Source organism: Nonomuraea sp. NPDC049141, assembly GCF_040648415.1.
Lineage (GTDB): Bacteria > Actinomycetota > Actinomycetes > Streptosporangiales > Streptosporangiaceae > Nonomuraea.
Genome location: NZ_JBEZDR010000014.1, coordinates 112,778 through 137,711, shown reverse-complemented (window position 1 = coordinate 137,711; position 24,934 = coordinate 112,778). Strand labels below are relative to the sequence as shown.

Genomic DNA, 24,934 nt, shown 5'->3' with positions numbered 1-24,934 from the left:
TATGCGCACAGATATTCTCTGAACGAACACCCCGTATCGTGGAAGCTACGCCTTTGATGACCTATGTTCAAGGATCGTCATGGTTGATCACGTACAGTCGCTGGCCCGCGGTCTCGCGGTGATCCGCGCGTTCAGCGCCACGGCGCCCGAGCTGACGCTGAGCGAGGTCGCCCGCGCGACGGACCTCAGCAGGGCCGCGGCCAGGCGGTTCCTGCTCACGCTCGCCGACCTCGGGTACGTGCGCTCGGACGGGCGGCTGTTCTCGCTCACGCCCAGGGTCCTGGAGCTCGGCTACGCCTACCTGTCCAGCCTCTCGCTGCCCGAGGTGGCCGATCCGCACCTCGAACGGCTGGCCGCCGAGGTGCACGAGTCGGCCTCGGTCGCCGTGCTCGACGGCGCGGACGTCGTGTACGTGGCGCGGGTGGCCACCGCGAGGATCATGCGAGTCACGATCAACATCGGCACCCGGTTCCCCGCGTACTGCACGTCCATGGGCCGGGTGCTGCTGGCGGCGCTCTCTCCGGAGCGGCTCGACGCCTACCTCGGCTCGGCCGAGCTGCGCGGGCTCACCGCGCGGACGATCACCCAGCCGGCGGCGCTGCGGGCGGAGCTCGACCGGGTGCGCGCGCGGGGGTGGGCGATGGTCGACCAGGAGCTGGAGGAGGGGCTGCGGTCCATCGCCGTGCCGATCCGCGACCGTTCCGGGCGGGCGGTAGCGGCGGTGAACGTCTCGACCCACGCGAGCCGTACGACGTCGCAGCAGGTCAGGCGGGACCTGCTGCCGCCGCTGCTGGCGACGGCCGCCCGGATCGAAGCGGACCTGGCGGGCGTAGCGCGGAGCACCGTGGACTGATCAGCGGCGACGGTAGCGGTCCGTGGCCTCCTTCGTGGCGCGGATCGCGGCGTCGGCCGTGTCGTACGTGCGCTGGGCCAGCCCGACGAAGATGCAGTCGACGATCAGGAGCTGGCTGATCCGGCTGGCCAGCGCCCCCGGCCGGAAGGCGGTCTCCCGCCCCGCCGACACCAGCGTGTAGTCGGCCAGCCCGGCCAGCGACGACCGCGGATTGTTGGTGATCGCGACCAGCAGCGCCCCCGCCTCCGCGGCCGTGCGGGCCGGGTCCAGCACGTCCGGCGTCTCGCCGCTGCAACTGATCGCCACCACCACGTCGCCGTCCCGGAGCAGGGCCGCGCTGGTCAGCGCCATGTGGGCGTCGCTGAACGGATGGCTGGACAGCCCGATCCGCAGCAGCTTCTGCGACATGTCGGTCGCCACCAGCCCGGACGCCGCCACGCCGTACACGTCCACCCGCCGGGCCGCGGCGATGGCCGTGACGATCTCCCCGAGCGGTTCGGGGTCGAGCTGCGCCGCCGTGTCGGCCAGCGCCTCGGACTCGGCCCGCGCCACCTTGGCGATGACGTCGGTGAGCGGGTCGTCGGGGCCGAGGTCGCCGGGCACCAACCGTTCGGGCTGCTTGGCCACGGCGGCGGCCAGGGCGAAGCGCATTTGCGAGTAACCGGTGAAGCCGAGCGCCCTGGCGGTGCGTACGATCGTCGCCTCGCTCGTCCCGGACACCGCGCTGAACTCGGTGATCGTGCTCCGGACCACCACGCCGGGGTCGGCGAGGATGATGCGCGCGATCGCCTGCGCGGCCGGGGTCAGCGACGGGAACACCGCACGGACGGCGGAGACCGGGTTCGACGGCTCGTTCATGCGCCCGTCCGTCCCATCGAGCGGCGCCCCGGTCACCGGGTCAGCCATTCGGCGGCCGCCTGTGCCGAGACGCGGGAGATACCGTGCGTGACCAGGTGCGCGGCTCCGGCGGGCGCCGCGGGGATGCCGGTGTCCACGACGATCACCTCGGGCCGCACCTGTACGGCCCGCGCCACCGTCTCCCGCACCCAGGAATGCCGGGCGGCGTCGTGCACCACGAGGACGACCGGCCGATCGTCGAACGGCGGCAGCTCGCCCTCGGGTTCCATCTGGACCCGCTCGGTGCCCGGCAGCAGCGCGCCGAGAGCCGCCGTGATGCCGGTCGGCGTCGAGGGGTCCACGGCCTTGTTGAGGCGCGTGTTGACCTCCACGACCAGCGGCGCCCGGGTCAGCGAGGCCGTTCCCGTGGTGGTCAGCGCGGCTCTGGCGGCGTCCAGGCCGACGCCCCTGTCGACGTCGGCGCGGGCCTTCTCGCGCAGGGCCGACTGCCGGTCGTACCAGCCGGACAGGGCGAGCACCCGGGCGGCGGCCTCGGCCAGGCGCTCCTCGGAGAGCACACCCGCCCGGACGGCGGCCACGATGGCGTCGCGGATCTCGTACAGGCTCCGCTCGGTCGACAGGCCCACGCAGATGGCGTCGACGCCCGCGCCGAGCGCGCGGACCGCGATCTCGCCGGGGGTGAACATCGCGGCCACCGCCCGCATCTCGATCGCGTCGGTGACCAGCATCCCGTCGAAACCGAGCTCGCCCCTGAGGAGCTCGGTCATGACGGTACGGCTGAGCGTCGCGGGCATCGACGGATCGAGGGCGGGGACGAGCAGGTGGCCCGACATGATCGAGCGCACCCCGGCCCCGATCGCGGCCCTGAACGGCGGCAGGTCGCGCTCGGCCAGCAGCTCACGCGAGGCGTGCACGGTCGGCAGCGCCAGGTGCGAGTCCGTTACCGTGTCACCGTGACCGGGGAAGTGCTTGGCGCAGGCGGCGACCCCGGCTCCCTGCACTCCGTTGACGTAGGCCACGGTGTGGCGGGAGACCAGGCCGGCGGTCGGGCCGAACGAGCGGACGCCGATCACCGGGTTGGCCGGGTTGGCGTTGACGTCGGCCGAAGGCGCGTAGTTGAGCGTGATGTCGGCTTCGGCGAGCATCCGGCCGATCTGGCGGCCCACCCGCTCGGTCAGGGCCACGTCGTCCACCACGCCGAGCGCCCGGTTGCCCGGGAAGGAACTGCCGGAGGTGACCTCCAGGCGGGTGACCGCCCCGCCTTCCTCGTCGATCGCCACGACGGCGCCCGGGTTCTCGGCGCGAAAGCGCTGGACGAGCTGCTCCCCGGGCTCGTTGCGGGCGAACAGCACCAGGCCGCCGAGTCCTTCGCCGAGCGCCCTGAGCAACCAGTCGGGCGCGGACGCGCCTTCGTAGCCTGGCTGGAGCACTGTCATCGCTAGTCGGTACAGGTCAGGGGACATGTCGGCATTTTCCTTCACGATTATTGAATTGAAGGTAATTTTCTGTCATCGTCGCCCTCGACACAACCACTTCCGAGAGGCCATCCCCCACATGCCCAGCAGAAGGACGTTACTGAAGGGCCTCGCCCTCGCCGCTGCCGCCTCTGTCGTACCGCTCCCCGCCTTCGCCGCCGACTATGTGCCGCCGTTGCGCCAGATGCGCGGCATGTGGATCGCCTCCGTGGTCAACATCAACTGGCCCTCCAAGACCGGGCTGACCGTCGAGCAGCAGAAGGCCGAATACCTCGCCTGGCTGGACCTGGCGGTGCAGCGGAAGCTGAACTCCGTCTTCGTGCAGATCAGGCCGACCGCCGACGCGTTCTGGCCGTCGCCGTTCGAACCGTGGTCGCAGTGGCTGACCGGCACCCAGGGGCAGGACCCCGGCTACGACCCGCTGGGCTTCATCGTCGAGGAGACGCACAAGCGCGGGCTGGCCTTCCACGCCTGGTTCAACCCGTACCGGGTCTCGATGCAGGCCGACCCGGCCAAGCTGCACCCCGACCACCCGGGCCGCAAGCACCCCGACTGGATCCTGCCGTTCGGCGGCAAGCTCTACTACAACCCCGGCATGCCCGAGGTCCGTAAGTTCTGCCAGGACGCGATCATGGACGCGGTCACCCGGTACGACATCGACGGCCTGCACTTCGACGACTATTTCTACCCGACGAACACCACCGCCTTCGACGACAGCGCCACGTTCGCCCAGTACGGCGCGGGCTTCCCCGACCTGGCCACCTGGCGGCGCAACAACGTCGACCTCATGGTCTCGGAGATGCAGCAGCGGGTGCGCCAGGCCAAGCCGGACATCGCGTGGGGCATCAGCCCGTCGGGCATCTGGCGCAACAAGGCCAGCGACCCGCTCGGCTCCGACACCGCCGGCGGCCAGTCCTACGACAGCCTGCACGCCGACACCAGGGGCTGGGTGAAGAAGGGCTGGCTCGACTACATCGCGCCCCAGCTCTACTGGTACATCGGGCAGCCGCCGGCCGACTACGCCAAGCTCGTCCCGTGGTGGTCCGACGTGGCGAACGGCACCGGCACGCTGCTCTGGATCGGCCAGGCGGCCTACAAGGCGGGCGACCCCGCCCAGACCGTGCCCCAGTGGCAGGACCCGGCCGAGCTGTCCAAGCACCTCACCCTCAACCGGGACAATCCACCGGTCAGCGGCGACATCTGGTACAACGCCAACGACCTGCGGGCCGACCGGATCGGCTCGATCAGCACGGCCGTGGCCGACCACTACACCCGGCCCGCGCTGGCCCCGGTGCTGACCAGGCTGGCGGGCGGCGAGGCGCCGCACCGGCCGGTGCTGGCGTACGCGCTGCGCAAGCATGATGGGGTGGAGGTACGCGCGGTCGCGACGGATCGGCACGAGCCCTTCCAGTTCGCCATCTTCCGGTTCCCCGGCAAGGCCGGGGCCGGTGCGTTCGCCGACGCCCGCAACCTGGTCGCGGTGGTTCCGGGTGACCGGCAGGTGCGCTGGGTGGACCCGGAGGGCAAGCGCGGGGATCACTACTACGTGGTCGCCGTCGACCGGGCCAACCGGACCAGCAAGCCGAGCAACGGCTTCCGCGTCCTTTAAGTTCACAAGGAGCACGATGCGGGTTCTCGGCCTCATCTCAGGCACGTCCCACGACGGGATAGACAGCGCGGTCGTGGACTGGTCGCTGGACGGCGGCGTGCTGACCGGCACGCTCGTCCACACCGGCGAGCGGCCGTACGAGCCTGGCCTGAGAGCCCGCATCGTGGCCGCGCTGCCGCCCAGCCGGATCGACCTGGGCGAGGTCTGCGCCCTGGACACGCTCATCGGCCAGGCGTTCGCCGAAGCGGCGGCGCAGGGGCCGCCGGCCGACCTGATCTGCTCCCACGGGCAGACGCTCTTCCACTGGGTGGCGGGGGGCCGGGTGCTCGGCACCCTGCAACTGGGCCAGCCCGCCTGGATCGCCGAGCGCACCGGGCTGCCCGTGGTGTCGGACGTGCGGGCGCGCGACGTGGCCGCCGGTGGGCAGGGGGCGCCACTCGTCTCCTACCTCGACCTGCTGCTCATGGCCGGGCTACCGGGGCGTACCGGGGCGCTGAACCTGGGCGGGATCGCCAACCTGACCGTGCGGGAGCCGGCCATCGCCTACGACACCGGGCCCGCGTGCGCGCTCATCGACGCCGCCGCCCCGCCGTACGACGAGGACGGGGCGCTCGGCGCGGCCGGGAAGGTCGACGCGGCGCTGCTGGCGGAGCTGCTCGCCGAGCCGTACTACGCGAAGGAGCCGCCGAAGTCCACGGGCAAGGAGCTCTTCACTCCTGGGTACGTCAAAGCGGACCTGCCGCAGGCCGACCTCGTCGCCACACTAACCGCGCTCACCGCGGAGACCGTGGCGGCCGAGATCCGCGGGCACGGACTCGACACCGTGATCGTCTCCGGCGGCGGTGTGCGCAATCCCACTCTCATGGGCATGCTGCGCGCGCGGGTGCCGCGGACGCGGCTCGTGACCAGCGACGAACTCGGTGTGCCCGCCGACGCGAAGGAGGCGATCGCCTTCTCACTGTTCGGCTGGCTCACCGCGCACGGCCTGCCATCGACCGTGCCCAGTTGCACGGGCGCCACGGGGGCGCGCGTCCTGGGCACGGTGACGCCGGGCTCCGGTCCACTCGCACTGCCGGAGCCCCTCGCCGTGGCACCGGTCGCGATCCGTTTCCGCTGAAGTCCGCCGCAGTCTATGAGGCCCTGCGTCCGGCGGCCGTCGGCTGTTGCTGCTCGGCCGACGTCCCCGACCGCTGTGGTGGCACCACGGGGGTCGGGCGCACCAAGCCCAGCGCGACGACCTCGTTGGCCAGCCGTGTGCGCCGGTTGGTGCCCTCAGGAATGCGGAACTTCTGGTACAGCCGCAGCAGGTGTTGCTTGACCGCGGCTTCGGTCACGACCAGGTCGTCGGCGATCTCGCGTGCGGTCGCCGGGGCGACGAACGCCTCATCCGAGAGCGCCGGTCTGCAGAGCGAGGTCAGCACATCGACCTCGCGCCTCGTCAGCTCCGGCGCAGCGGCCCTGCGCAGTTCGACCTCGGGGGCGAAGTCCTCTCGGGGGACTCCGCCGATGCGACCGCGCGCCGCTCCGAAGGAGACGACGTCGCCGTCGTCAAGCACCCTCCGGGCGATCGGCCTGCCGTTCACCCGCGTGCCGTTGCGGGACAGGCCCAGATCAACGACGTACAGGTAGGGTCCTCGCCTGACGAACTCGGCATGGAGTCGAGACACACTCGGGTCGGTCAGCCGGATGTCTGCGCCCCGGCCCCTCCCTACCGTTGTGATCTCGGGGCGCAACGGGACCACCTCGCCGGTGTCCTCGATGCGTATGAACGGCCCCTCCACGGCAGTTCCTCCCCAGGTAGCCCGCCGTAACTATTACTACAGCTCCGGCTTACCCAAACGAGGGGATGCGGAATCGCCTTTGCCATAAGGAGAATCCAGCATGAAATTGGTCTGGACCTTCGCGGCCGGTTTTGCCTGCTCACAGGTAGACTTCGGGCGGAGATATGCGGAGGAAACACTCATGGCGGACAAGCCCACGAAAGGCCTGGCCGATGTCGTAGCCGCGTCCACAGCGCTCAGCGACATTGACGGGAAGGCCGGTCGCCTGTTCTATCGCGGATACGACATCCACGATCTGGCCGGCCGCGCGACGTTCGAAGAGACGGCCCACCTGCTGCAGTGCGGCAAGCTCCCCAACCGGGAGGAGCTGGAGAGGTACGGCCAGGAGCTGGTCCGGGGACGCGAGCTCGGCGCGCTGGTCTCCGCGAACATCCCGGAGATCGCCGAGAAACAGAAACCGATGGAGGCCCTGCGTAGCCTGGTCTCACTCTCCGGTGCGGACGACCCGGACAAGGACTCCATCGCTCCCGACGCGAATCACCGCAAGGCCGCCCGCCTGACCGCGCAGCAGCCCCTGCTGGTCGCCCGCTACCACGCCGCCCGCAACGGCGCCGAGGTCCCGGAGCCCGACCCGGCGCTGAGCATCGCGGCGAACTTCCTGCTGCAGGTCACCGGGCGCACCCCCGCGCAGCGTGAGGTCGAGATCTTCGACACCTGCCTGGTGCTGCACGCCGACCACACCATGAACGCCTCGACGTTCGCCGCCCGCGTCTGCGCCGCGACTCTGTCGGACATGCACTCGGCCATCGTCGCCGCCATCGGCACGCTCAAGGGCCCTCTGCACGGCGGCGCGAACGAGCAGGTCATGAAGACCCTCGAATCGATCTCGCCCACCGGGGTGGCGCAGGCCGTCCGCGAGAAGCTGGCCGCCGGCGAGAAGATCATGGGCTTCGGCCACCGCGTCTACAAGACCGAGGACCCGCGGGCCACGCATCTGCGCAGGATGTCGCAGGAACTCGCCGAATCATCCGGCGACGACACCTATTATCGGATGTCCAAGGAGATGGAGGAGGTCGTCTTCGAGATGAAGGGCCTCTATCCCAATGTCGACTTCTACGCGGCATCGGTCTATCACTATCTCGGCATTCCGACAGACCTATTCACACCGGTCTTCTCGATCAGCCGCATGTCCGGCTGGACCGCGCACGTCATCGAGCAGCACGCCGACAACCGACTGATCCGCCCCGACAGTGAGTACATCGGTGAGCGTGATCAGAAGTGGAAGCCGATCGAGGAGCGTTGACGATTTCCAGGGAGAGTTGGGGGCCGTACCCGCTGATTCTGGCGGGTGCGGTCGTCGGCGTTGTCCTGATCTTCCTCGTGGACCCGCGGTGGGGCGGGTTCGCGCTGGGCGCCGCCATCATGGTGGCCGCCGCGCTCCGTTTCGCCGGGTACGGCGGGCTCGCCGTACGCAGCAAGAGGACCGACGTCATCACGCTTGGGGCGTTCGGATTCGTGCTCGTCCTTACCTCGCTGATCTTGGCGAACGACGAGCTCAAGGGGATCATCATGTCCCTTTTGGCCCGGTGACCGGGCAGTCCGATAGCCTCAATGTATCGATTCATTGAAGGGGAACCATTCGCATGCCCAAGATCAAGGTGGAGGGTCCGGTCGTCGAGCTTGACGGCGACGAGATGACCCGGATCATCTGGCAGTTCATCAAGGACCAGTTGATCCTTCCCTACCTCGACGTCGACCTGAAGTACTACGACCTCGGCGTCGAGCACCGCGACGCCACGGACGACCAGGTCACGATCGACGCCGCCAACGCCATCAAGAAGTACGGCGTGGGCGTCAAATGCGCCACCATCACCCCGGACGAGGCGCGTGTCGAGGAGTTCGGCCTGAAGAAGATGTGGCGGTCTCCCAACGGGACCATCCGCAACATCCTCGGCGGCGTCATCTTCCGCGAGCCCATCATCATGTCGAACGTGCCGCGGCTCGTCCCGGGCTGGACCAAGCCGATCGTCGTCGGCCGTCACGCCTTCGGCGACCAGTACCGGGCCACCGACCTGAAGATCCCCGGCGAGGGCAAGCTGACCCTCACCTTCACCCCGAAGGACGGCTCCGAGCCGGTCGAGCTCGAGGTCTACGACTTCCCGAGCAGCGGTGTCGCCCTGGCGATGTACAACCTGGACGACTCGATCCGCGACTTCGCCCGCGCCTCGATGCGTTACGGCCTCGCCCGTAACTACCCGGTCTACCTCTCGACCAAGAACACGATCCTCAAGGCGTACGACGGCCGCTTCAAGGACATCTTCGCCGAGGTCTTCGAGACCGAGTTCAAGGCCGACTTCGACAAGGCCGGCCTCACCTACGAGCACCGCCTGATCGACGACATGGTCGCCGCGGCGATGAAGTGGGAGGGCGGTTACGTCTGGGCCGCCAAGAACTACGACGGCGACGTCCAGTCCGACACCGTCGCGCAGGGCTTCGGCTCGCTCGGCCTGATGACCTCGGTCCTGATGACCCCCGACGGCCAGACCGTCGAGGCCGAGGCCGCTCACGGCACGGTGACGCGTCACTACCGCGAGCACCAGAAGGGCAACCCCACCTCCACCAACCCGATCGCCTCGATCTTCGCGTGGACCCGTGGCCTCGCCCACCGCGGCAAGCTGGACAACACCCCGGCCGTGACCGCGTTCGCGGACACGCTGGAGCAGGTCTGCATCGAGACCGTCGAGAGCGGCCTGATGACCAAGGACCTGGCGCTGCTGGTCGGCGGCGACGCCAAGTGGCTCACCACCCAGGACTTCCTGGCGGCACTGGACGAGAACCTCAAGAAGAAGATGGCCTGATTGTCGAACACGGCCTCTACCTGTGGCTACGCTGCCAGGTAGAGGCCGTTTCCGTGTCCTGGGCCGTCAAGCCTGTGGACCGGATGCGAACACGGCGGATGGTTGCCGCGTCGCCTCCAGGAGAGTGAAAGCCGGTGTCCACGAGGGCCGGGCACCGTATGCTGAGATCTACCAGCCTGCAGCGCCCCGGAGGAGGTCCTCATGAGCACACCCGACGCGGACCACCCCGCCTACACGCCGATCAGGCCTCGCTTGTCGGTCGAGGAACTGCTCGCGGCCAAGAACACCCAGCCGATCCGCTCCGTGGATGACCTCGCCGCCGACACTTTCGAGTCGGACGAGGAACTGGAAGAGTTCCTGGCCTTCACCTACGCCGAGCGCCATCGAGACGTAGCCTGAACCGACGCCGTGCAACCCGTCATCTTCGACACCGACGTCGCCTCGCTGATCCACAAGCGCAAACTCGCCGGCCCGCTGGCGACCCGCCTGATCGGCCGCAAGCCGCTGATCACTTTTGTGACCTTCAGCGAGCTGACCAAGTGGGCTGAAATCCGCCGCTGGGGCACCCGCAGCCGCCAGGAGCTGGCCGACTGGCTCTCCGGCATTCCGGTCCTGCCCGGTGACGAGCCGGTGGCGGCGATGTGGGGCCGACTGTCGGCCGCCGGCATCCAGCGTGGACGCCCCCGCCCGATCAACGACATGTGGATCGCCGCCTGCTGCCTCACCTACGACCTGCCGCTGGCCACGCTGAACCTCAAGGACTACGAGGACTTCAAGACCCACCACGGTCTGCGCATCCTCGGCACCGACTAGCCCCGCGAGCGCGAGGCCTGGTCTACGTCGTGCTGGATCCCGACGTCATGTGAAGCATTCTCGTCGAAGGCGCCGCCCTCGGTCAGCCCTTTCCGTGTTCTCCAGAACATCTCTTGGTCGTTACAGAACGTGGTCGAGACGATTCAATGGGTAAGAGTCCCTGGTAACAGTCACAGGCGTCCCAGGGAGTTCGGATGCGATTGCGTCTTTTGAGTGGGGTGGGGCTGATCGCGGTCACGGCGGTCGTGTGCGGCTGCGGTTCGGAGCCGGCCAAGAAGCCAGTGACCACCAAGGCCGACATGGCGGCGAAGCTGCAGCAGGTCAAGGCGGCCAAGATGGCGGCCGCCGCCAAGGTGAAGGCCAACGAGCTGGGACAGATTCCGGTGCTGATGTTCCACCGGGTGATCAAGAACCCCGGGACCACCGACGACCGGACTCCCGAGCAGTTCAGGGGCGATCTTGAGCGGCTGGTCAAGGACGGGTACGTACCGATCACCGCCGCCGAGTTCGTCACCGGGAAGATCGACATCCCGGCGGGCAAGCACGCCGTCGTGCTGACCTTCGACGACTCCTCGCCGTCGCAGCTCACGCTGGACGAGATGGGCAACCTGGCGCCGGACACCGCCATCGGCATCCTGCGTGACGTGGCGGCGAAGAATCCCGGTTTCCGGCCGGTGGCCACGATGTACGTCACCCGCGACATGTTCGGCAAGACCGAGCACGACGAGCAGGCGCAGATGCTGCTGTGGCTCAAGGACAACGGGTTCGACATCGGCAACCACACGCGCGACCACATCAACCTGCACTCCCGGTCGGAGAAGGAGGTCGAGGAGCAGATCGCCACCATCCAGACGATGATCACCTCCTTGGGCGCCGCCAAGCCGGTGACCCTGGCCCTGCCGTACGGGAACCAGCCGCACAACAAGAAGTGGGCCATGCACGGCAAGCTCGGCGATGTGGCCTACGATCACAGCGGCGTCTTCCTGGCCGGTTACACGCCCGCGCCCGCGCCGTTCAGCAAGTCCTTCGACCCGCTGGGCATCCCACGCATCAGGGCCATGGACAAGAAGGGCGACTGCACGCAGTTCTGCTCCGTGGCCTGGCTCGACTGGCTGAAGAGCAACCCGGACATGCGCTACACCTCGGACGGCGACCCGGCGACCGTGGCCTTCCCCAAGTTCAAGACGCCGTTCCTGCGGTCGTCCTTCAAGACGTGGGCTCTCGCGTACTGAACGTGATGCCTGCCCGGCGCAGGCGGTCGATCAGCGGGCGGCCCATCGCGGACGCGGTGGTGACCTGGCCCGCGATCTCCGGCACGTCGTCGAAGGCCAGGCAGAGCGCCGACTCGCCGAGCATCTTTGCCGTCTCGTCGTAGCCGGGGTCGCCGCCCGCGACCTCGGTGACGACCCGCCGGCCGCCGCCCTCGCCGAGGAAGGTGATCTTGAACCAGTTGCGGGCCCGCTGCTCGGGGGTGGGCCCGTCGCCCGGCTTGACGCGGCTCGCCATCCAGTCGCGTACCGGGGGGATCTGTGCGAGAGCGGCCATGGTCCCCGCTCCCGCCGCCACCGCGAGAGCGGTGGGCAGGCCCTTGACGGCGTAGTACTGGCGGTAGGTGAAGTCGGGCCCATAGCGGTCAAGGAGGCGGGCCGAGCGGCCGACGATCTGCGGGTCCAGGCTCGGCATCGGCAGGGCCCAGCCGCCGACGTAACGCAGCCCGCCGGGCAGGGAGCTGACCCGGCGGCCAGGTGGTGGCGGCTCGGCCGCGCGCCGCCGCGCCGCCGCGTCGAGGAGCTGCAGGGGGCGCGAGATGATCGTCATCGCGGAGGCCCGCGTGCCTCCGGACGCCCGCATCTCACTCCTGAGGAACCCGCTGACCTTGAGCGGCACGTGCTCCGGCAACTGGCCGACCGTGAACAGCACGCCCAGGTCGTAGGGGATCGAGTCGAAGCCGCACGCGTGCACGAGCTTGGCGCCCGTCGTGGAGGCCCGCCGGTGGTGGCGGACGTACATCCGGTCCACGAACTCGGCCTCGCCCGTCAGGTCCAGATAGTGCGTGCCGGCCTCGGCGCAGGCGGCCACGAGCGGCTCTCCGTAACGGAGGTAGGGGCCGACGGTCGTGACGACGACGCGCGCCTCGCGGGCGATCGCGGCCAGTGAGGCGGGGTCGGTGGCGTCGGCGACCAGGATCGGAGCGTCGATGCCGAGCCGCTCCAGCTTGGCCCGGTCCCGCCCGGCCAGCGCCCAGCGGACCTCGGGTCCGGCCGTTCTGGCGAGGTAGGACGCGGTGAGCGCCCCGGTGAATCCGCTCGCGCCGAACAGCACGATGTCGTACGAACGGGACATATTCCCGAGCCTCCCGGTGTTTCACATCACTTTGCCCGATACTGTGCTTATTCGGCGTTTCTCCCAACGATGGTGATGCCGGGTGGCCATACTGCTCCTGGCGACAAACCGTGACGTCACGAACGGTTAACGGTTCCCTGAGAGCTTACTGAGCGTCGTAAAGTTTGCGTCGTTAGGCTTTGTTTGAACGTGGGGAAGATGAATGCCGCAGATCTCGCCGCTGGTCGCCGGCGACCCCGGCCAGCTGGGGTCGTTCCGGCTGGTCGGCCGGGTTGGGGAGGGCGGCCAGGGCATCGTCTACCTGGGCGTCACCGATGAGGGTGAGCAGGCTGCGATCAAGCTGCTGCATGTCAAGTTCAGCGGGGACACGATCGCCAGGTCGCGGTTCGCCAGGGAGCTGAAGGCGGCGCAGCGGGTGGCGTCCTTCTGCACGGCCCGGGTGATCGAGGCCGACCTCGACGGCGACACGCCGTACATCGCCAGCGAGTACATCGACGGGCGCGCGCTCAGGGACATCGTCGACGACGACGGCCCGCTGCGGGGGACGGCGCTCGACCGGCTGGCGATCGGGACGGCGACCGCGCTGACCGCGATCCACCACGCCTCGATCGTGCACCGCGACTTCAAGCCCGACAACGTGCTGATCGCCGCCGACGGGCCGCGTGTGGTGGACTTCGGCATCGCCAGGATCATCGATTCCAGCGGCACCATCACCAGCCGGGCCATCGGGACGCCCGCCTACATGGCGCCCGAGCAGATCGCCGGCGACGATGTCGGGCCTTATACCGACGTGTTCGCCTGGGGGGCGGTGATCGCGTTCGCGGCCACCGGGGAGACCGTGTTCGAGGGCAACTCGATCGCGGTGGTGCTCAACCGGATCCTGAACCACGAGGTCGATGTCTCCATGCTGCCCGAGCCGCTGCGCGGAGTGGTGCGGTCGGCCCTGTCCAAGTCACCCGACGACCGGCCCTCGGCCGACCAGATCCTGCTGCGGCTGCTCGGCCAGCCCGAGACCGTCGGGGCCTCCACGGCCCTGCTGACCCGGGGTGTGCAGGTGGCCAGCGACGACACCACCCCGTTCATCAGGGTGCCGACGGGCAGCATAGGCACGGGCTCGCTGGCGAAAGCGCAGCTCATGCATCCGCCGGAGCAGTCTTCGGTGACCGGTGGCGAGCCGATCCCGTGGGCGACCGGCTCCACGCCGCCGCCCCGCGTTCAGGACACGGATCTGCCCATGCCCGCCCGGGACACCGGCCTGCCCGCGCCCGCCCAGGACACAGGGCCGCGCCGCCGCCGCGCCTGGTGGTTCGCGCTGGTCGCGGCGGTCCTGCTGATCGGCGCGACGGCGGTCGTGGCGGTGCGGAACGACTGGGCGCAGCTCATGTTCGGCAAGGGCACCTCGCCCGCCCCCGTCCCGCCCAACTCCTTCACCTCGGTGGTCGACAAGGTGGCGCAGACCAAGAAGATCGTGATCGGTGTGAAGGGCGATCTCCCCGGCGTCTCCCTGGAACGCGACGGGGACTTCGAGGGCTTCGACATCGAGCTGGCCAAGCGCATCGCGCAGGAGCTCGGCGCCAAGCAGACCAAGTTCGTCAGGATCCCCAGGGCGGAGAGGGAGAAGGCGCTGGCCGACGGCACCGTGGACCTCGTGATCGCCACCTACTCCATCGACAAGAGCGACGTCGAGTTCGCCGGCCCGTACTACGTGGCCCACCACGATCTCCTGGTCAGCGACGGCGACGCGATCGACTCGATCGACGACCTCCAGGGCAAGAAGATCTGCGCTCCCGACAGCCCGTCCGTCGGGAGTGTCCAGGCCAAGGTGAAGGTCCAGCTCGTCCCGGCGACCAACTACGCGCAGTGCATGGACAAGCTCAGGAGCGGCGAGGTCGACGCGGTGCCGGGCGAGGACCTCATCCTGGCCGGGTTCGCCAGCCGCGAGAACCAGCGCTTCAAGATCCTCGGCGCCAAGCTCAACGACGAGCGCTATGCCATCGGCATCAAGACCGGAGACACGAGGACCTGCAAGGCGGCCGAAGGCGTCATCACCGCCCTCTACAAGGGTGGCGTCGTCAAGAGCCTGCTGACCCAGTATTTCCGCAACGTGGACTTCACTCCCGAGCAGGACACGCCCTCGATGAACTCCTGCGGATGACGAACGGGTAGCATCCGAAAGTCAATGATTCATCCTCCGAGTTAGGGGAAGGCCATGGCCACGCCCGTCAAGGTGACCGTCACCGGAGCCGCCGGTCAGATCGGCTACGCACTGTTGTTCCGCATCGCGTCGGGGCAACTGCTTGGCTCGAACGTCCCGGTCAAGCTCAGTCTGCTGGAGATCCCGCAGGCGGTGAAGGCAGCCGAGGGCACCGCCATGGAGCTCGACGACTGCGCGTTCCCGCTGCTGTCCGGCATCGAGATCACCGACGACCCGAACATCGCGTTCGCGGGCGCCAACGTCGCACTGCTCGTCGGCGCCATGCCGCGTAAGGCCGGGATGGAGCGTGGCGACCTGCTCGGCGCCAACGGCGGCATCTTCGGCCCGCAGGGCAAGGCGATCAACGAGCACGCCGCCGACGACATCAAGGTCCTGGTCGTGGGCAACCCGGCCAACACCAACGCGCTCATCGCCCAGCAGAACGCGCCGGACGTCCCGGCCGACCGCTTCACCGCGATGACCCGCCTCGACCACAACCGCGCGCTGTCCCAGCTCGCCGCCAAGCTCCAGGTCCCGGTCACCGAGATCAAGAACATGACCATCTGGGGCAACCACTCCGCCACTCAATACCCGGACCTCTACCACGCCGAGGTCGGCGGCAAGATCGCGGCCGAGCAGGTGGAGTCCGAATGGCTGCGCGACACGTTCATCCCGACGGTGGCCAAGCGCGGCGCCGCCATCATCGAGGCCCGCGGCGCCTCGTCCGCCGCCTCCGCGGCCAACGCCGCGATCGACCACGTCTATGACTGGGTCAACGGCACCGAGTGGACCTCGGCCGCCGTCGTGTCGGACGGCTCCTATGGCGTGCCCGAGGGGCTCATCTCGTCGTTCCCGGTGCGGGCGGCCGGGGGCCGGTTCGAGATCATCCAGGGCCTGGAGATCGACGCGTTCTCCCGCGACCGCATCGACGCCAGCGTGCGCGAACTCACCGAGGAGCGCGACGCGGTGGCGTCGCTCGGCCTGATCTGATCTGTCCTGGTCTGTCCTGACAAGGCGCGCGTCCGTTTCCGGGCGCGCGTCTTTTGTCTGGGCGGCTTATGTACTATTTGCGGCTTATTTCCCTTTTGTGCGCCTAAGGGCACAGGGTGATACCCGTGGCCGGAGCCGGCGGCGAGGTGGCGAATAACACCCCTGCCGCCGCGGTGAGGCTGCCCAGTAGAACGAGGACGCCGAAGACTACCTTCGTGACCCTTGGTGAAAAGCTCCTCACATTTCGATATCACAGCACATATCTGGACTTCCTATACCGATTTCCCGGAAAGCGCCCCCCAAGCGTCAGAGACGATGTCCCGCAGGGAGGCGCGCTCGGCCTTCCAGCCCAGCTCGCGCCGGATCTTCTCGGACGACGCGACGAGCACGGCCGGATCGCCCGCCCGGCGTGGCCCGAGGACGGCGGGGATGTCGTGCCCGGTGACCTCGCGGCAGACCGAGATCACCTCCTGGACGGAGAAGCCGGCACCGCTGCCCAGGTTGTAGATCTTGTGCTCTCCCTGGGAGAGCGCCTCCAGCGCCAGCAGGTGGGCGACCGCCAGGTCGGCCACATGGACGTAGTCGCGCACGCAGGTGCCGTCGTCCGTCGGGTAGTCGGTGCCGAACACGCTGACCGACTCACGCTCGCCGGTGGCCACCTTGAGCACGTTCGGGATGAGGTGGGTCTCGATGGCGTGCCGCTCGCGATAGCGGCCGTACGCGCCGGCCACGTTGAAATACCGCAGGCTCACCGCTCCGAGGCCGTACAGGCCCGCGTAGGCGGTCAGGGCGGTGTCCACGGCCAGCTTCGAGGCGCCGTACGGGTTGGTGGGCCGCGTCGGGTCGGTCTCCAGGATGGGGGAGCGCTCGGGCTCTCCGTACGTGGCCGCGGTCGAGGAGAACACGATCCCGCGCACGCCCTGCTCGCGCATCGCGTCGAGCAGCGCCAGCGTGCCGCCGAGGTTGTGCGACCAGTAAAGGCCGGGCTTCTCCACCGACTCGCCGACCAGCGACTTGGCCGCGAAGTGCAGCACCGCCTCGACGCCCGCCAGCGCCTCGTGGGCCTCGGTGATGGAGCCGCGGACGAACCGCGCCCCCTCCGGCACCGCGTCCTCGTGGCCGGTCGACAGGTCGTCGAGCACGGTCACCTCGTGGCCCGACTCGACGAGCTGCGCCGCCACGACACTGCCCACGTATCCGGCGCCTCCGGTGACCAGCAACCTCATGTTTACTCCTGTGGCTATATGTTTGATTTTGTCGGGCTCGGGCTTCAGCATACGCGGGAAATCCGCCGAGTACGCTGCCAACCACCATGTTTGACACCCTCGCGGCCAATATCGCGCTGGTCCTGCTGTTCATCCTCGGCGGCGGCTTCTTCGCCGCCGCCGAGATGGCGATGGTCTCCCTGCGGGAGAGCCAGGTGCGCAAGCTCGCTCAGAGAGGTCGCCGCGGCGAGCGGGTGGCCAAGCTCGCCCGCGACCCCAACCGCTTCCTGTCGGCGGTGCAGATCGGGGTGACCGTCGCCACCATGCTGTCGGCCGCGTTCGGCGCCGACCGGCTCGGTATGCAGTTCGTGCCCGTGCTCGAACGGTGGAACGTGCCCCACGCCGTCGCACCCGTACTCGCGCTGGTGCTGGTGACGCTCGCCATCTCCTACGTCTCTCTCGTGCTCGGTGAGCTGGCGCCCAAACGCCTGGCCCTGCAGCGGGCCGAGGGGCTCTCGCTGGTCGTGGCGCCCTTCCTCGACCGCCTGGCCGCGCTGTCGCGCCCGATCATCTGGGCGCTGTCGAAGTCGACCGACGGCGTGGTCAAGCTGCTCGGCGGCAACCCGCAGGCCGACCGGGAGGAGGTCACCACCGAGGAACTCCGCGACATGGTCGTCGGGCACACCGACCTGACCGCCGACGAGCGCAAGCTGATCGCCGAGGTGTTCGCCGCGGGCAAGCGCCAGCTCCGCGAGGTCATGCTGCCCCGCACCGAGGTGGAGTTCATGGAGGCCGACACCACGCTGGCGGAGGCGGCGGTGCTGGCCTCGGGGCTGCCGCATTCGCGCTTTCCCGTCTATCGCGAGTCGTACGACGAGGTCATCGGGTTCGTGCACGTCAGGGACCTGCTCGACCCGGTGCTCACCGGGCGGATCGAGCCGATCAGCGAGCTGGTGCCGATCCGGCCGGTCAAGTTCGTACCGGCTTCCAAGCGCCTGCTCACCACCCTCTCGGAGATGCGCGACGAGGGCCACCACCTGGCCATCGTCGTCGACGAGTACGGCGGGACGGCCGGCATCGTCACGCTGGAGGATCTGGTCGAAGAACTCATCGGCGACATCAGGGACGAGTACGACGTCGAGGGCGACACCGTGGTCCTCCCGGCGGGCGAGATGGAGATCGACGGCCTGACGAACCTCAACGACTTCTACGCCCAGACCGGCATCCGGCTGGCCGACGGCCCGTACGAGACGCTGGGCGGGTTCGTGATGTCCGTGCTCGGCCACGTGGCCGCCTGTGGGGAGGTGGTGGAGGTGCCCGGATTCGAGCTGACCGTCACCGAACTCGACGGCCGCCGTATCGCCAGAGTGAGAGTGAAACGGCGTCCAGCCGTCGAGTCGCCGCCCGACCTGGATTCCTGACACAATTGGCTGCTATGGCCAGACCTCGTGTCCTCTCCGGCATCCAGCCCACCGCAGACTCCTTCCACCTGGGCAACTATCTGGGTGCGGTCCGCCAATGGGTGACGCTGCAGGAGACTCATGACGCCTTCTACTGCGTCGTCGACCTCCACGCGATCACCGTGCCGACGGAGCCGGCCGCGCTGCGCCGCCGCACCCGCGTGGCCGCCGCCCAGCTGTTCGCCGCCGGGCTCGACCCGGAGCGCTCGACGGTGTTCGTGCAGTCGCACGTTCGGGAGCACACCGAGCTCGCCTGGATCCTCATCTGCCTGACGGGCATGGGCGAGGCGGCCAGGATGACGCAGTTCAAGGACAAGTCCGCCAAGTTCGGGGAGAACGCGGCCAGCGTCGGGCTCTTCACCTATCCGGTGCTTCAAGCGGCCGACATCCTGCTTTATCAGGCCAACAGTGTGCCGGTCGGCGCCGACCAGAAGCAGCACCTGGAGCTCACCCGCGACCTCGCCGGGCGGTTCAACCACCGCTTCGGCGACACGTTCACCATCCCCGAGCCGTACATCCTCAAGGAGGTCGAGAAGATCACCGACCTCCAGGACCCGACGGCCAAGATGTCCAAGTCGTCCTCCAGCCCTGCGGGCATCCTCGACGTCCTGGAGCAGCCGGGCCCGCTGCGCAAGAAGGTCATGCGCGCGGTCACGGACACCGGGTCCGAGGTCCTGTTCGACGAGGACGGCAAGCCCGGCATCTCCAACCTGCTCCGCATCCTGTCCGCCCTCACGGCCACGCCGATCCCCGACCTGGTCGCGCGCTACGCCGGGCAGGGATACGGGACCTTCAAGAAGGACGTGGCGGAGGCCGTGGTGGAGGCGTTCACGCCCATCCGCGAGCGCACGGAGAAGCTCCTGGCCGACGAGGCCGAGCTGGACCGCCTGCTGGCCATCGGCGCCGAGCGCGCCGGCGCCGTGGCCCGCCAGACCATGGCCGAGGTACGCGACCGGGTCGGCTTCCTGCCCAGCCTCTGACCTGTCTGGCGCCAGAGGTGTGATCTTCGGCAGATCTAAAGGCTGATCTTCGGCAGATCTAAAGGAAGAGGTTCGGCAGATCTAAAGGCTGGGCTACAGTGCACGCATGAGGGAAGCGGTCGACTACCTGCCTCGGCGTGCGGCTTCTCTGGTGTATGACGCACTTGAGGACACCCGTGTCGTCGTCGTCAACGGTGCTCGCCAGGTCGGTAAGAGCACCCTTGCCGAGCGGGTGCTGCGCCATGTCCCCGGCAGCGTGGCCCGCTTCCTGGATGATCCAGTCACCCGCCTGGCGGCGCATGAAGATCCGGTCCGTTTCGTGAGTCATGACGGGCTGATGCTCATCGATGAGGTGCAGCGGGTGCCTGATCTTTGGCTCGCCATCAAGCATGTGGTGGATCGTGACCCGCGCCCTGGACGATTCCTGCTCACCGGATCCGCTCGTCTTCTCGCGCTACGCAGCCTCCCTGACTCGCTGCCCGGCAGGTCGGAGACCATCGAGCTCTGGCCGCTCTCGCAGGGGGAGATCGACGGCCATGAGGACGGCTTCATCGACGCGGCATTCGCGATGGGGGAGGATCTGCGCGCCGAATCGATCGGTCTACGCCGAAAGGACTATCTCGCTCTGGCCGCTCGCGGCGGATACCCAGAGGCGGTCAAGCGGACAACTCCTCGGCGTCGTGAACGGTTTTTCGACGGCTATCTGGCAGATCTGATCGCCCGGGATGTGAAACAGGTCGCCGAGATCGAGCGCGCGTCCGACATGCGGCGGTTGGTCGCCTTGCTGGCGGCTCAGACCGGAGGGCTGCTCAATATGAGCCGACTCGCGAGCGAGCTGGGTCTGTCGAGCCCGACCGTTCGCAGCTATGTGGAGATTCTGGAGACCATCTTCGTGGTCCGCCTCGTGCCAGGCTGGTCGTCGAACGCGACCACGAGAGCCGTTGCCACGCCCAAGGTGATCTTCGTCGACCCAGGCATGGCCGGATACCTCACCAGCGGAAGCGTCGCAGACGCCACCCATGGCGGGCTCCTCGAGAACTTCGTGCTCAGTGAGATGACCAAGCAGCTGACCTGGGCTGACACATCGGCTCGCCTCTATCACTATCGAGACCGAGACCAGTACGAGGTGGACGGGGTCCTCGAGAACAACGCGGGCGAGATCGTCGCCATCGAGGTCAAGGCGGCGGAGACCATTCGCGCCGATGACTTTCGCGGACTGCGGCTCCTCAAGCGTCGCTTGGGCGATCGCATGCTGGCGGGGTTCGTTCTGTACTGCGGGCCTCAGTCGTTGAGTTTCGGCGACGGGCTCTCCTGCCTCCCGGTCTCCGCTCTTTGGACGACGCGTTCTCCAGCGCAGGCGCCGCTTTCCGGCGATCAGTAGCCAAGACAGGGATCACCAGGCGACGACGCCGCCATCCTCGCTGAGTAAGACGCCGGTCGTGGGCATAGGACGTGCCCGCTCCCACGCTGGAGCAGGTCACTAGCGGAAGCGGCGGCGGCCCACGGCCAGGAGCACCTCCCGGAGGGCGTCCGCCGCCTGTCGTACCGCTTCCTCCGGGACGCCCGCCATCACCTCCTCGTGGGCCTTTCCCGAGGCCTCCAGGGCGGTGTTGGCCAGGCGCAGGCCCTCGGGGGTGAGCTGGACCCACCTGCTGCGCGCGTCGCCGGTGTTGGCCGCCCGCTCCACGTACCCGGACGAGGTCAGGCGCTGCAGGACGTTGCTGGTGCCGCCCGAGGTGAGATAGAGGCTCTTCGACAGCTCGCTGGGCTTGAGCCGGTGCGGGGGGCCGGTGCGGGTCAGGGCGGCGAGGACGTCGAACTCGGCGTAGGTCAGGTCCAGGTCCGCCAGCTCGGCCTTGATCGCAGTCTCGAAGAGCATGTTGAGGCGGGACATGCGCTTGCTCAGTTCGAGGCCGGCGACGAGCGACGATGACAGGCCCGAGTCCTGCCAGCGGGGGACCATCGCGTCGACCTCATCGTGCTTCATGGATCGAGGATACTTGGCGGTATATTGCTTTCTGAAAAGCTTCTTACTAAGCTTTTCGGTATGACAACTTTGATCAGGAACGGAATCGTCGTCGACACGGAGCCGGAGCCGGTCGTGCTCGGGCAGGTGGACGTACGGGTCGAGGACGGCCTCATCGCCGAGGTGGGGCCGGATCTGCCCGAGATGCCGGGGGCGGAGGTCATCGACGCGACCGGGATGATCGTGCTGCCGGGATTCGTCGACAGCCACCGGCACACCTGGCAGGCCGGCATCAGGGCGATCGCGCCCGACATCACCTTCGGCGGATATCTGCAGCGCATCCTGGGCGAGCTGGCCCCCGGCTACCGGCCCGAGGACGTCTACGCGGGGAACCTGGCCGGAGCGCTGGAATGCCTGGACGCCGGGATCACCACGCTGCTCGACTGGTCGCACGTGCAGTTCACGCCCGAGCACACCGACTCCGCCGTGCGGGCGCTGCGCGAGTCCGGCATCAGGGCGATCTTCGGGTACTGCCACGGCGGCCCGCGCGAGAACCTGCTGAAAGAGGGTCACCGGGTCCATGACGAGCACTTCGGGACGGCCGGCCTCGTCAGCATGGCGATCGCCGCCCTCGGGCCGGAGATCGTCAGCGAGGAGGACGCGCTGGAGGAGTGGCGGCTGGCCCGCGAGCTCGACCTGCCCGTGACCGCGCACCTCGGCGGCCACAACAGGGAGAGCGCCACCAAGGGGCTGGCGTTCCTTTCGGCCAACGGGCTGCTGGCGCCGCGTACGACGTACGTGCACGCCAACCACTACAGCGACGACCAGCTCAAGCTCATCGCCGACAGCGGTGGCGGCGTGTCCGTGTCGCCGATCGACGAGATGGCCCTGGGCATCGGCTACCCGATCAGCGGGCGGGCGCGGGCCGCCGGGATACCCACCTCGTTCAGCATCGACACCGTGACGTGCGCGCCCGGTGACATGTTCAGTCTGATGCGGGCCGCGTTCGCGCTGGAGCGGGGTCGTCCCGATGGGCAGGGGCTGGGGTTCCGCGCCGGTGACGCGCTGCGGATGGCCACCATCGAAGGCGCCGAGGTGGTGGGGCTCGGTGACACCGTCGGCTCGCTGCGCGCCGGGAAGCAGGCCGACCTGGTGCTGCTGCGTACCGGCACGCTGGGCATGGCGGCCGCGCACGATCCGATCGGCGCGGTGGTGCTGAACGCCGACACCAGCGCCGTCGACACAGTCCTGGTCGCCGGGCAGGTGGTCAAGCGGGACGGGCGGCTGCTGCGCCACGACGTCACGGAGGTGCTCGCCCGGCTCGCGGAATCAGCCCGCGCAGTGACCGCCCCGCGCTCCTGAACGAGCCTCGCGGTTCACGAGCCCGCGGTTCGCGCGTCTCCGTGGTACAAGAGCGGTAGCCAGGGCAGGTGCCCGGTGACGGCGGGGCACCTCGGAAGGCGGCGCGCGTGTTGGCGAAGGTGATGGCGCGCGTCGAGTCGGCCAAGGCGCGGGGCGGCCGCATCGTCGAGTCCTGGCGGATCCGCCGCCCCTGGCTCGACCATCTGATGAGGACCGTGCAGCGCTACCAGCTGCGATTCGGCGACCGGCTGGCCGGCGCGGTGACCTACTTCGCGTTCCTGTCGTTCTTCCCGCTGATCGCGCTCGCCTACGCGCTGTTCGGGTACGTCCTGTCGAACGACACCAACGCGATCAGGGCGCTGGAAAGGGCGATCAAGGAGCAGTTGCCCGGACTCGCCGACCAGATCAACCTTCAGGCCATCGCCGAGGCCAGGGCGACCGCCGGGATCATCGGCCTGGCCGGTCTCCTCTACGCGGGCCTGGGCGCGGTGGACGCGCTGCGCGGGGCGCTGGCGGAGATCTCGATGACCACGGCCCCGCCGCTGAACTTCTTCGTCGGCAAACTGCGCGACCTGATCTCCCTGCTCATGCTCGGGTTCACCATGGTCGTGTCGGTGCTGATCGGCGGAGCCGCCACGCAGGCGACGACCAACGTCGCGACGACCCTCGGACTGGGCAGCGCGCCGGTGACGACCGGCACGCTCTGGCTGGTGGGACTGGTGGCCAGCGTGGCCGCCGACTGGCTGCTGTTCCTGATCGTGCTGGGCTGGGTGGGCCGGACCACCCAGCCCTTCCAGGTGCTGGCCAGGGGCGCGCTGCTCGGCGCCGTAGGGTTCGGGCTGCTCAAGCAGGTCGCGTCGCTGCTGCTGGCGCAGACGCTGTCCAACCCGGTCTATGGCGCGTTCGCCGTCATGGTGGGGCTGCTGGTGTGGATCAACCTGTCCGCCAGGTTCGTCCTGTACGTCGCGGCCTGGACCGCCACGGCCGGACTCAACCCGCCGCCGTCACCCTCACCCATACCCTCGAACGGGTTCACCTGAGCTCGAAGTTCTCCGGGCCTCGGGACTTCAGAGCCAGGCGTCGCCTGCGGCGGATGCCGTACCCCAGCCAGATCAGGCCGAACAGCAGCCCGCCACCGATCACGATCGAGCCGACCGTGCGGCTGGTGTCCGTCTGCTTCGACGCGGCCCGGTCGAGCAGCGGCGCCGGGACCGGCGACGCGGTGATGACCGGCGCGGTCGCCTGCTGCACGGGCAGCACGGCCGGCAGCGGATCGACGAGCCGGCCGACCGGCGTGATCTTGCCCCGGGCGGCGAAGCCCCAGTCGAGCAGGTCCGCGACCTCGTCCCAGAAGTACCCGTCATGCCGCATGATGGTCACGATGATCGTGTGGCCGCCACGCGTCGCGGCGCCGACGAAGCTGCCCAGGGCCTTGGACGTCCAGCCGTTCTTGACGCCGATCATGCCCTTGTAGCGCCACAGCAGTTTGTTGTGGTTGCTGATCTCGTAGTAGTGCTTGGGCGCCGGAAACTTTGCCGTCTTTGTGCTGATATATCGCCGAAAATCGGGGTTCGCCAGACCGGCCCGCGCGATGAGCGCCAGGTCATACGCCGAACTGCTCTGCCCTGGCTTGTCCAGCCCGCTGGGCGTCTTGGCCACCGTGTCGTTCGCCTGCAGGCGCTTGGCCTCGGCGTTCATGTCGCTCATGGTCTTGGCCAGGCTGCCGTTCGCCTCGGCCAGGGCCATCGCCGCGTCGTTGCCCGACGACATCATCAGCGCCCTGAACAGGTCGTCGACCTTGTAGAGCGGCTTGGTCGTCAGACCGACGGCGGTGCCCTCCTGGTTGACCGCGTTCCTGCTCGGCTTGACCGTGAGGTTCTTGTCCAGCTTGGGGATGAGCGTGAGCGCGGTGAGCGTCTTGAGCGTGCTGGCCGGCAGGTAGCGCCCATGCGGGTTCTTGGCCGCGAGCACCTCGCCGGTCTCCAGGTCGGCGATCACGTACGACGTGGCCTTGGATTTCGGCGGTGCCTTGATGCCGTCGGGCTTCACCAGACCGCGGCTGCCCAGCAGATCCCCGCCGACGGGAGCCGTCGACCCGGAATGGGCCGGTCCCGTGAGCGCGACCGCCGCGAGGAGTGCCGTGACAGGCACCAGTTTCATCAGCATGGCGGTCTCAGCGTAGCTTCG

The 24,934-nt window shown here is 68.7% G+C and carries 23 protein-coding genes; 16 read left to right on the top strand and 7 right to left on the bottom strand.

The features are described 5' to 3' along the window. Window positions 1–79 precede the first annotated feature (79 nt). Window positions 80–853 (top strand): IclR family transcriptional regulator C-terminal domain-containing protein, encoded by a 774-nt coding sequence (locus AB0B91_RS37450; protein WP_358330157.1) that lies wholly within the window; start codon window positions 80–82, stop codon window positions 851–853. Here AB0B91_RS37450 and AB0B91_RS37445 read toward each other — a convergent pair whose 3' ends face one another. Next, window positions 854–1,759, bottom strand: a complete 906-nt coding sequence (locus AB0B91_RS37445; protein ID WP_358330154.1) for a MurR/RpiR family transcriptional regulator — start codon at window positions 1,757–1,759, stop codon at window positions 854–856. After that, a complete protein-coding gene (locus AB0B91_RS37440; protein WP_358330151.1) occupies window positions 1,744–3,147 on the bottom strand; it encodes a glycoside hydrolase family 3 N-terminal domain-containing protein in 1,404 nt (467 codons plus the stop codon). Before AB0B91_RS37440 ends, AB0B91_RS37445 begins: the two co-directional genes overlap by 16 nt. A gap of 118 nt (window positions 3,148–3,265) precedes the next feature. Between AB0B91_RS37440 and AB0B91_RS37435 the strand changes: the two genes are divergently transcribed. After that, a complete protein-coding gene (locus tag AB0B91_RS37435; RefSeq protein ID WP_358330148.1) occupies window positions 3,266–4,795 on the top strand; it encodes a family 10 glycosylhydrolase in 1,530 nt (509 codons plus the stop codon). A gap of 16 nt (window positions 4,796–4,811) precedes the next feature. Beyond that, entirely contained in the window at window positions 4,812–5,912 is a 1,101-nt protein-coding gene (locus AB0B91_RS37430; RefSeq protein WP_358330145.1) for an anhydro-N-acetylmuramic acid kinase, read from the top strand. Window positions 5,913–5,925: 13 nt separating this feature from the next. On the opposite strand, the gene AB0B91_RS37425 is transcribed toward AB0B91_RS37430, so the two are convergent. Then, the gene (locus AB0B91_RS37425) at window positions 5,926–6,576 is read right to left on the bottom strand and encodes an FHA domain-containing protein (protein WP_358330142.1); all 651 of its coding nucleotides are present in this window, start codon (window positions 6,574–6,576) and stop codon (window positions 5,926–5,928) included. Between the two features lie 181 nt (window positions 6,577–6,757). Between AB0B91_RS37425 and AB0B91_RS37420 the strand changes: the two genes are divergently transcribed. The 6 genes from AB0B91_RS37420 (at window position 6,758) to AB0B91_RS37395 (ending at window position 11,479) form a co-directional block, all read left to right on the top strand. Continuing rightward, on the top strand, window positions 6,758–7,879 hold the full coding sequence (locus AB0B91_RS37420; protein WP_358330139.1) for a citrate/2-methylcitrate synthase: 1,122 nt from the start codon (window positions 6,758–6,760) through the stop codon (window positions 7,877–7,879). Further along, the gene (locus AB0B91_RS37415) at window positions 7,876–8,166 is read left to right on the top strand and encodes a DUF3017 domain-containing protein (RefSeq protein ID WP_358330136.1); all 291 of its coding nucleotides are present in this window, start codon (window positions 7,876–7,878) and stop codon (window positions 8,164–8,166) included. Before AB0B91_RS37420 ends, AB0B91_RS37415 begins: the two co-directional genes overlap by 4 nt. A gap of 53 nt (window positions 8,167–8,219) precedes the next feature. Continuing rightward, entirely contained in the window at window positions 8,220–9,434 is a 1,215-nt protein-coding gene (locus AB0B91_RS37410; RefSeq protein ID WP_358330132.1) for an NADP-dependent isocitrate dehydrogenase, read from the top strand. Between the two features lie 201 nt (window positions 9,435–9,635). After that, window positions 9,636–9,833: a hypothetical protein gene (locus AB0B91_RS37405; RefSeq protein ID WP_358330129.1), complete on the top strand. Its 198-nt coding sequence runs from the start codon at window positions 9,636–9,638 to the stop codon at window positions 9,831–9,833. A 9-nt stretch (window positions 9,834–9,842) separates the two neighbouring features. Then, window positions 9,843–10,247, top strand: coding sequence for a type II toxin-antitoxin system VapC family toxin (locus AB0B91_RS37400; RefSeq protein WP_358330126.1), 405 nt, complete (start codon window positions 9,843–9,845; stop codon window positions 10,245–10,247). 194 nt (window positions 10,248–10,441) lie between these two features. After that, window positions 10,442–11,479 (top strand): polysaccharide deacetylase family protein, encoded by a 1,038-nt coding sequence (locus tag AB0B91_RS37395; protein ID WP_358330123.1) that lies wholly within the window; start codon window positions 10,442–10,444, stop codon window positions 11,477–11,479. Here the strand turns inward: AB0B91_RS37395 and AB0B91_RS37390 are convergent. Then, window positions 11,454–12,590 (bottom strand): saccharopine dehydrogenase NADP-binding domain-containing protein, encoded by a 1,137-nt coding sequence (locus AB0B91_RS37390; protein ID WP_358330121.1) that lies wholly within the window; start codon window positions 12,588–12,590, stop codon window positions 11,454–11,456. The genes AB0B91_RS37395 and AB0B91_RS37390 overlap by 26 nt on opposite strands. Window positions 12,591–12,792: 202 nt before the next feature. Between AB0B91_RS37390 and AB0B91_RS37385 the strand changes: the two genes are divergently transcribed. Beyond that, window positions 12,793–14,745: a serine/threonine-protein kinase gene (locus tag AB0B91_RS37385; protein WP_358330118.1), complete on the top strand. Its 1,953-nt coding sequence runs from the start codon at window positions 12,793–12,795 to the stop codon at window positions 14,743–14,745. A 54-nt stretch (window positions 14,746–14,799) separates the two neighbouring features. After that, window positions 14,800–15,774 carry a malate dehydrogenase gene (locus AB0B91_RS37380; RefSeq protein WP_358330115.1) on the top strand — a complete coding sequence of 325 codons (975 nt, stop codon included), beginning with the start codon at window positions 14,800–14,802 and terminating at the stop codon, window positions 15,772–15,774. A gap of 272 nt (window positions 15,775–16,046) precedes the next feature. On the opposite strand, the gene galE is transcribed toward AB0B91_RS37380, so the two are convergent. After that, entirely contained in the window at window positions 16,047–17,000 is a 954-nt protein-coding gene (galE, locus tag AB0B91_RS37375) for a UDP-glucose 4-epimerase GalE (protein ID WP_358330113.1), read from the bottom strand. 86 nt (window positions 17,001–17,086) lie between these two features. On the opposite strand from galE, the gene AB0B91_RS37370 reads away from it, so the two are divergent. The 3 genes from AB0B91_RS37370 (at window position 17,087) to AB0B91_RS37360 (ending at window position 20,800) form a co-directional block, all read left to right on the top strand. Next, a complete protein-coding gene (locus AB0B91_RS37370; protein WP_358330110.1) occupies window positions 17,087–18,400 on the top strand; it encodes a hemolysin family protein in 1,314 nt (437 codons plus the stop codon). A 14-nt stretch (window positions 18,401–18,414) separates the two neighbouring features. Beyond that, window positions 18,415–19,419 carry a tryptophan--tRNA ligase gene (trpS, locus tag AB0B91_RS37365; RefSeq protein WP_358330107.1) on the top strand — a complete coding sequence of 335 codons (1,005 nt, stop codon included), beginning with the start codon at window positions 18,415–18,417 and terminating at the stop codon, window positions 19,417–19,419. Between the two features lie 106 nt (window positions 19,420–19,525). Beyond that, window positions 19,526–20,800 carry an ATP-binding protein gene (locus AB0B91_RS37360; protein ID WP_358330104.1) on the top strand — a complete coding sequence of 425 codons (1,275 nt, stop codon included), beginning with the start codon at window positions 19,526–19,528 and terminating at the stop codon, window positions 20,798–20,800. A gap of 99 nt (window positions 20,801–20,899) precedes the next feature. On the opposite strand, the gene AB0B91_RS37355 is transcribed toward AB0B91_RS37360, so the two are convergent. Further along, on the bottom strand, window positions 20,900–21,406 hold the full coding sequence (locus tag AB0B91_RS37355) for a MarR family transcriptional regulator (RefSeq protein ID WP_358330101.1): 507 nt from the start codon (window positions 21,404–21,406) through the stop codon (window positions 20,900–20,902). A gap of 60 nt (window positions 21,407–21,466) precedes the next feature. Here AB0B91_RS37355 and AB0B91_RS37350 point away from each other — a divergent pair, with 60 nt between their 5' ends. Beyond that, a complete protein-coding gene (locus AB0B91_RS37350) occupies window positions 21,467–22,747 on the top strand; it encodes an amidohydrolase family protein (RefSeq protein WP_358330098.1) in 1,281 nt (426 codons plus the stop codon). 107 nt (window positions 22,748–22,854) lie between these two features. Continuing rightward, on the top strand, window positions 22,855–23,787 hold the full coding sequence (locus AB0B91_RS37345) for a YihY/virulence factor BrkB family protein (protein ID WP_358330095.1): 933 nt from the start codon (window positions 22,855–22,857) through the stop codon (window positions 23,785–23,787). On the opposite strand, the gene AB0B91_RS37340 is transcribed toward AB0B91_RS37345, so the two are convergent. Beyond that, window positions 23,780–24,907, bottom strand: a complete 1,128-nt coding sequence (locus AB0B91_RS37340) for a D-alanyl-D-alanine carboxypeptidase (RefSeq protein ID WP_358330092.1) — start codon at window positions 24,905–24,907, stop codon at window positions 23,780–23,782. The two genes, AB0B91_RS37345 and AB0B91_RS37340, sit on opposite strands and share 8 nt — an antisense overlap. Window positions 24,908–24,934 lie beyond the last annotated feature (27 nt).

Coding starts and splice junctions, on each gene's coding strand:
- AB0B91_RS37385 (WP_358330118.1), top strand. CDS start 12,793: ATGCCGCAGATCTCGCCGCTGGTCGCCGGCGACCCCGGCCAGCTGGGG.
- AB0B91_RS37405 (WP_358330129.1), top strand. CDS start 9,636: ATGAGCACACCCGACGCGGACCACCCCGCCTACACGCCGATCAGGCCT.
- AB0B91_RS37445 (WP_358330154.1), bottom strand. CDS start 1,759: ATGGCTGACCCGGTGACCGGGGCGCCGCTCGATGGGACGGACGGGCGC.
- AB0B91_RS37435 (WP_358330148.1), top strand. CDS start 3,266: ATGCCCAGCAGAAGGACGTTACTGAAGGGCCTCGCCCTCGCCGCTGCC.
- AB0B91_RS37395 (WP_358330123.1), top strand. CDS start 10,442: ATGCGATTGCGTCTTTTGAGTGGGGTGGGGCTGATCGCGGTCACGGCG.
- AB0B91_RS37380 (WP_358330115.1), top strand. CDS start 14,800: ATGGCCACGCCCGTCAAGGTGACCGTCACCGGAGCCGCCGGTCAGATC.
- AB0B91_RS37360 (WP_358330104.1), top strand. CDS start 19,526: ATGAGGGAAGCGGTCGACTACCTGCCTCGGCGTGCGGCTTCTCTGGTG.
- AB0B91_RS37410 (WP_358330132.1), top strand. CDS start 8,220: ATGCCCAAGATCAAGGTGGAGGGTCCGGTCGTCGAGCTTGACGGCGAC.
- AB0B91_RS37340 (WP_358330092.1), bottom strand. CDS start 24,907: ATGAAACTGGTGCCTGTCACGGCACTCCTCGCGGCGGTCGCGCTCACG.
- galE (WP_358330113.1), bottom strand. CDS start 17,000: ATGAGGTTGCTGGTCACCGGAGGCGCCGGATACGTGGGCAGTGTCGTG.
- AB0B91_RS37430 (WP_358330145.1), top strand. CDS start 4,812: ATGCGGGTTCTCGGCCTCATCTCAGGCACGTCCCACGACGGGATAGAC.
- AB0B91_RS37420 (WP_358330139.1), top strand. CDS start 6,758: ATGGCGGACAAGCCCACGAAAGGCCTGGCCGATGTCGTAGCCGCGTCC.
- AB0B91_RS37390 (WP_358330121.1), bottom strand. CDS start 12,590: ATGTCCCGTTCGTACGACATCGTGCTGTTCGGCGCGAGCGGATTCACC.
- AB0B91_RS37355 (WP_358330101.1), bottom strand. CDS start 21,406: ATGAAGCACGATGAGGTCGACGCGATGGTCCCCCGCTGGCAGGACTCG.
- trpS (WP_358330107.1), top strand. CDS start 18,415: ATGGCCAGACCTCGTGTCCTCTCCGGCATCCAGCCCACCGCAGACTCC.
- AB0B91_RS37350 (WP_358330098.1), top strand. CDS start 21,467: ATGACAACTTTGATCAGGAACGGAATCGTCGTCGACACGGAGCCGGAG.
- AB0B91_RS37440 (WP_358330151.1), bottom strand. CDS start 3,147: ATGACAGTGCTCCAGCCAGGCTACGAAGGCGCGTCCGCGCCCGACTGG.
- AB0B91_RS37450 (WP_358330157.1), top strand. CDS start 80: ATGGTTGATCACGTACAGTCGCTGGCCCGCGGTCTCGCGGTGATCCGC.
- AB0B91_RS37370 (WP_358330110.1), top strand. CDS start 17,087: ATGTTTGACACCCTCGCGGCCAATATCGCGCTGGTCCTGCTGTTCATC.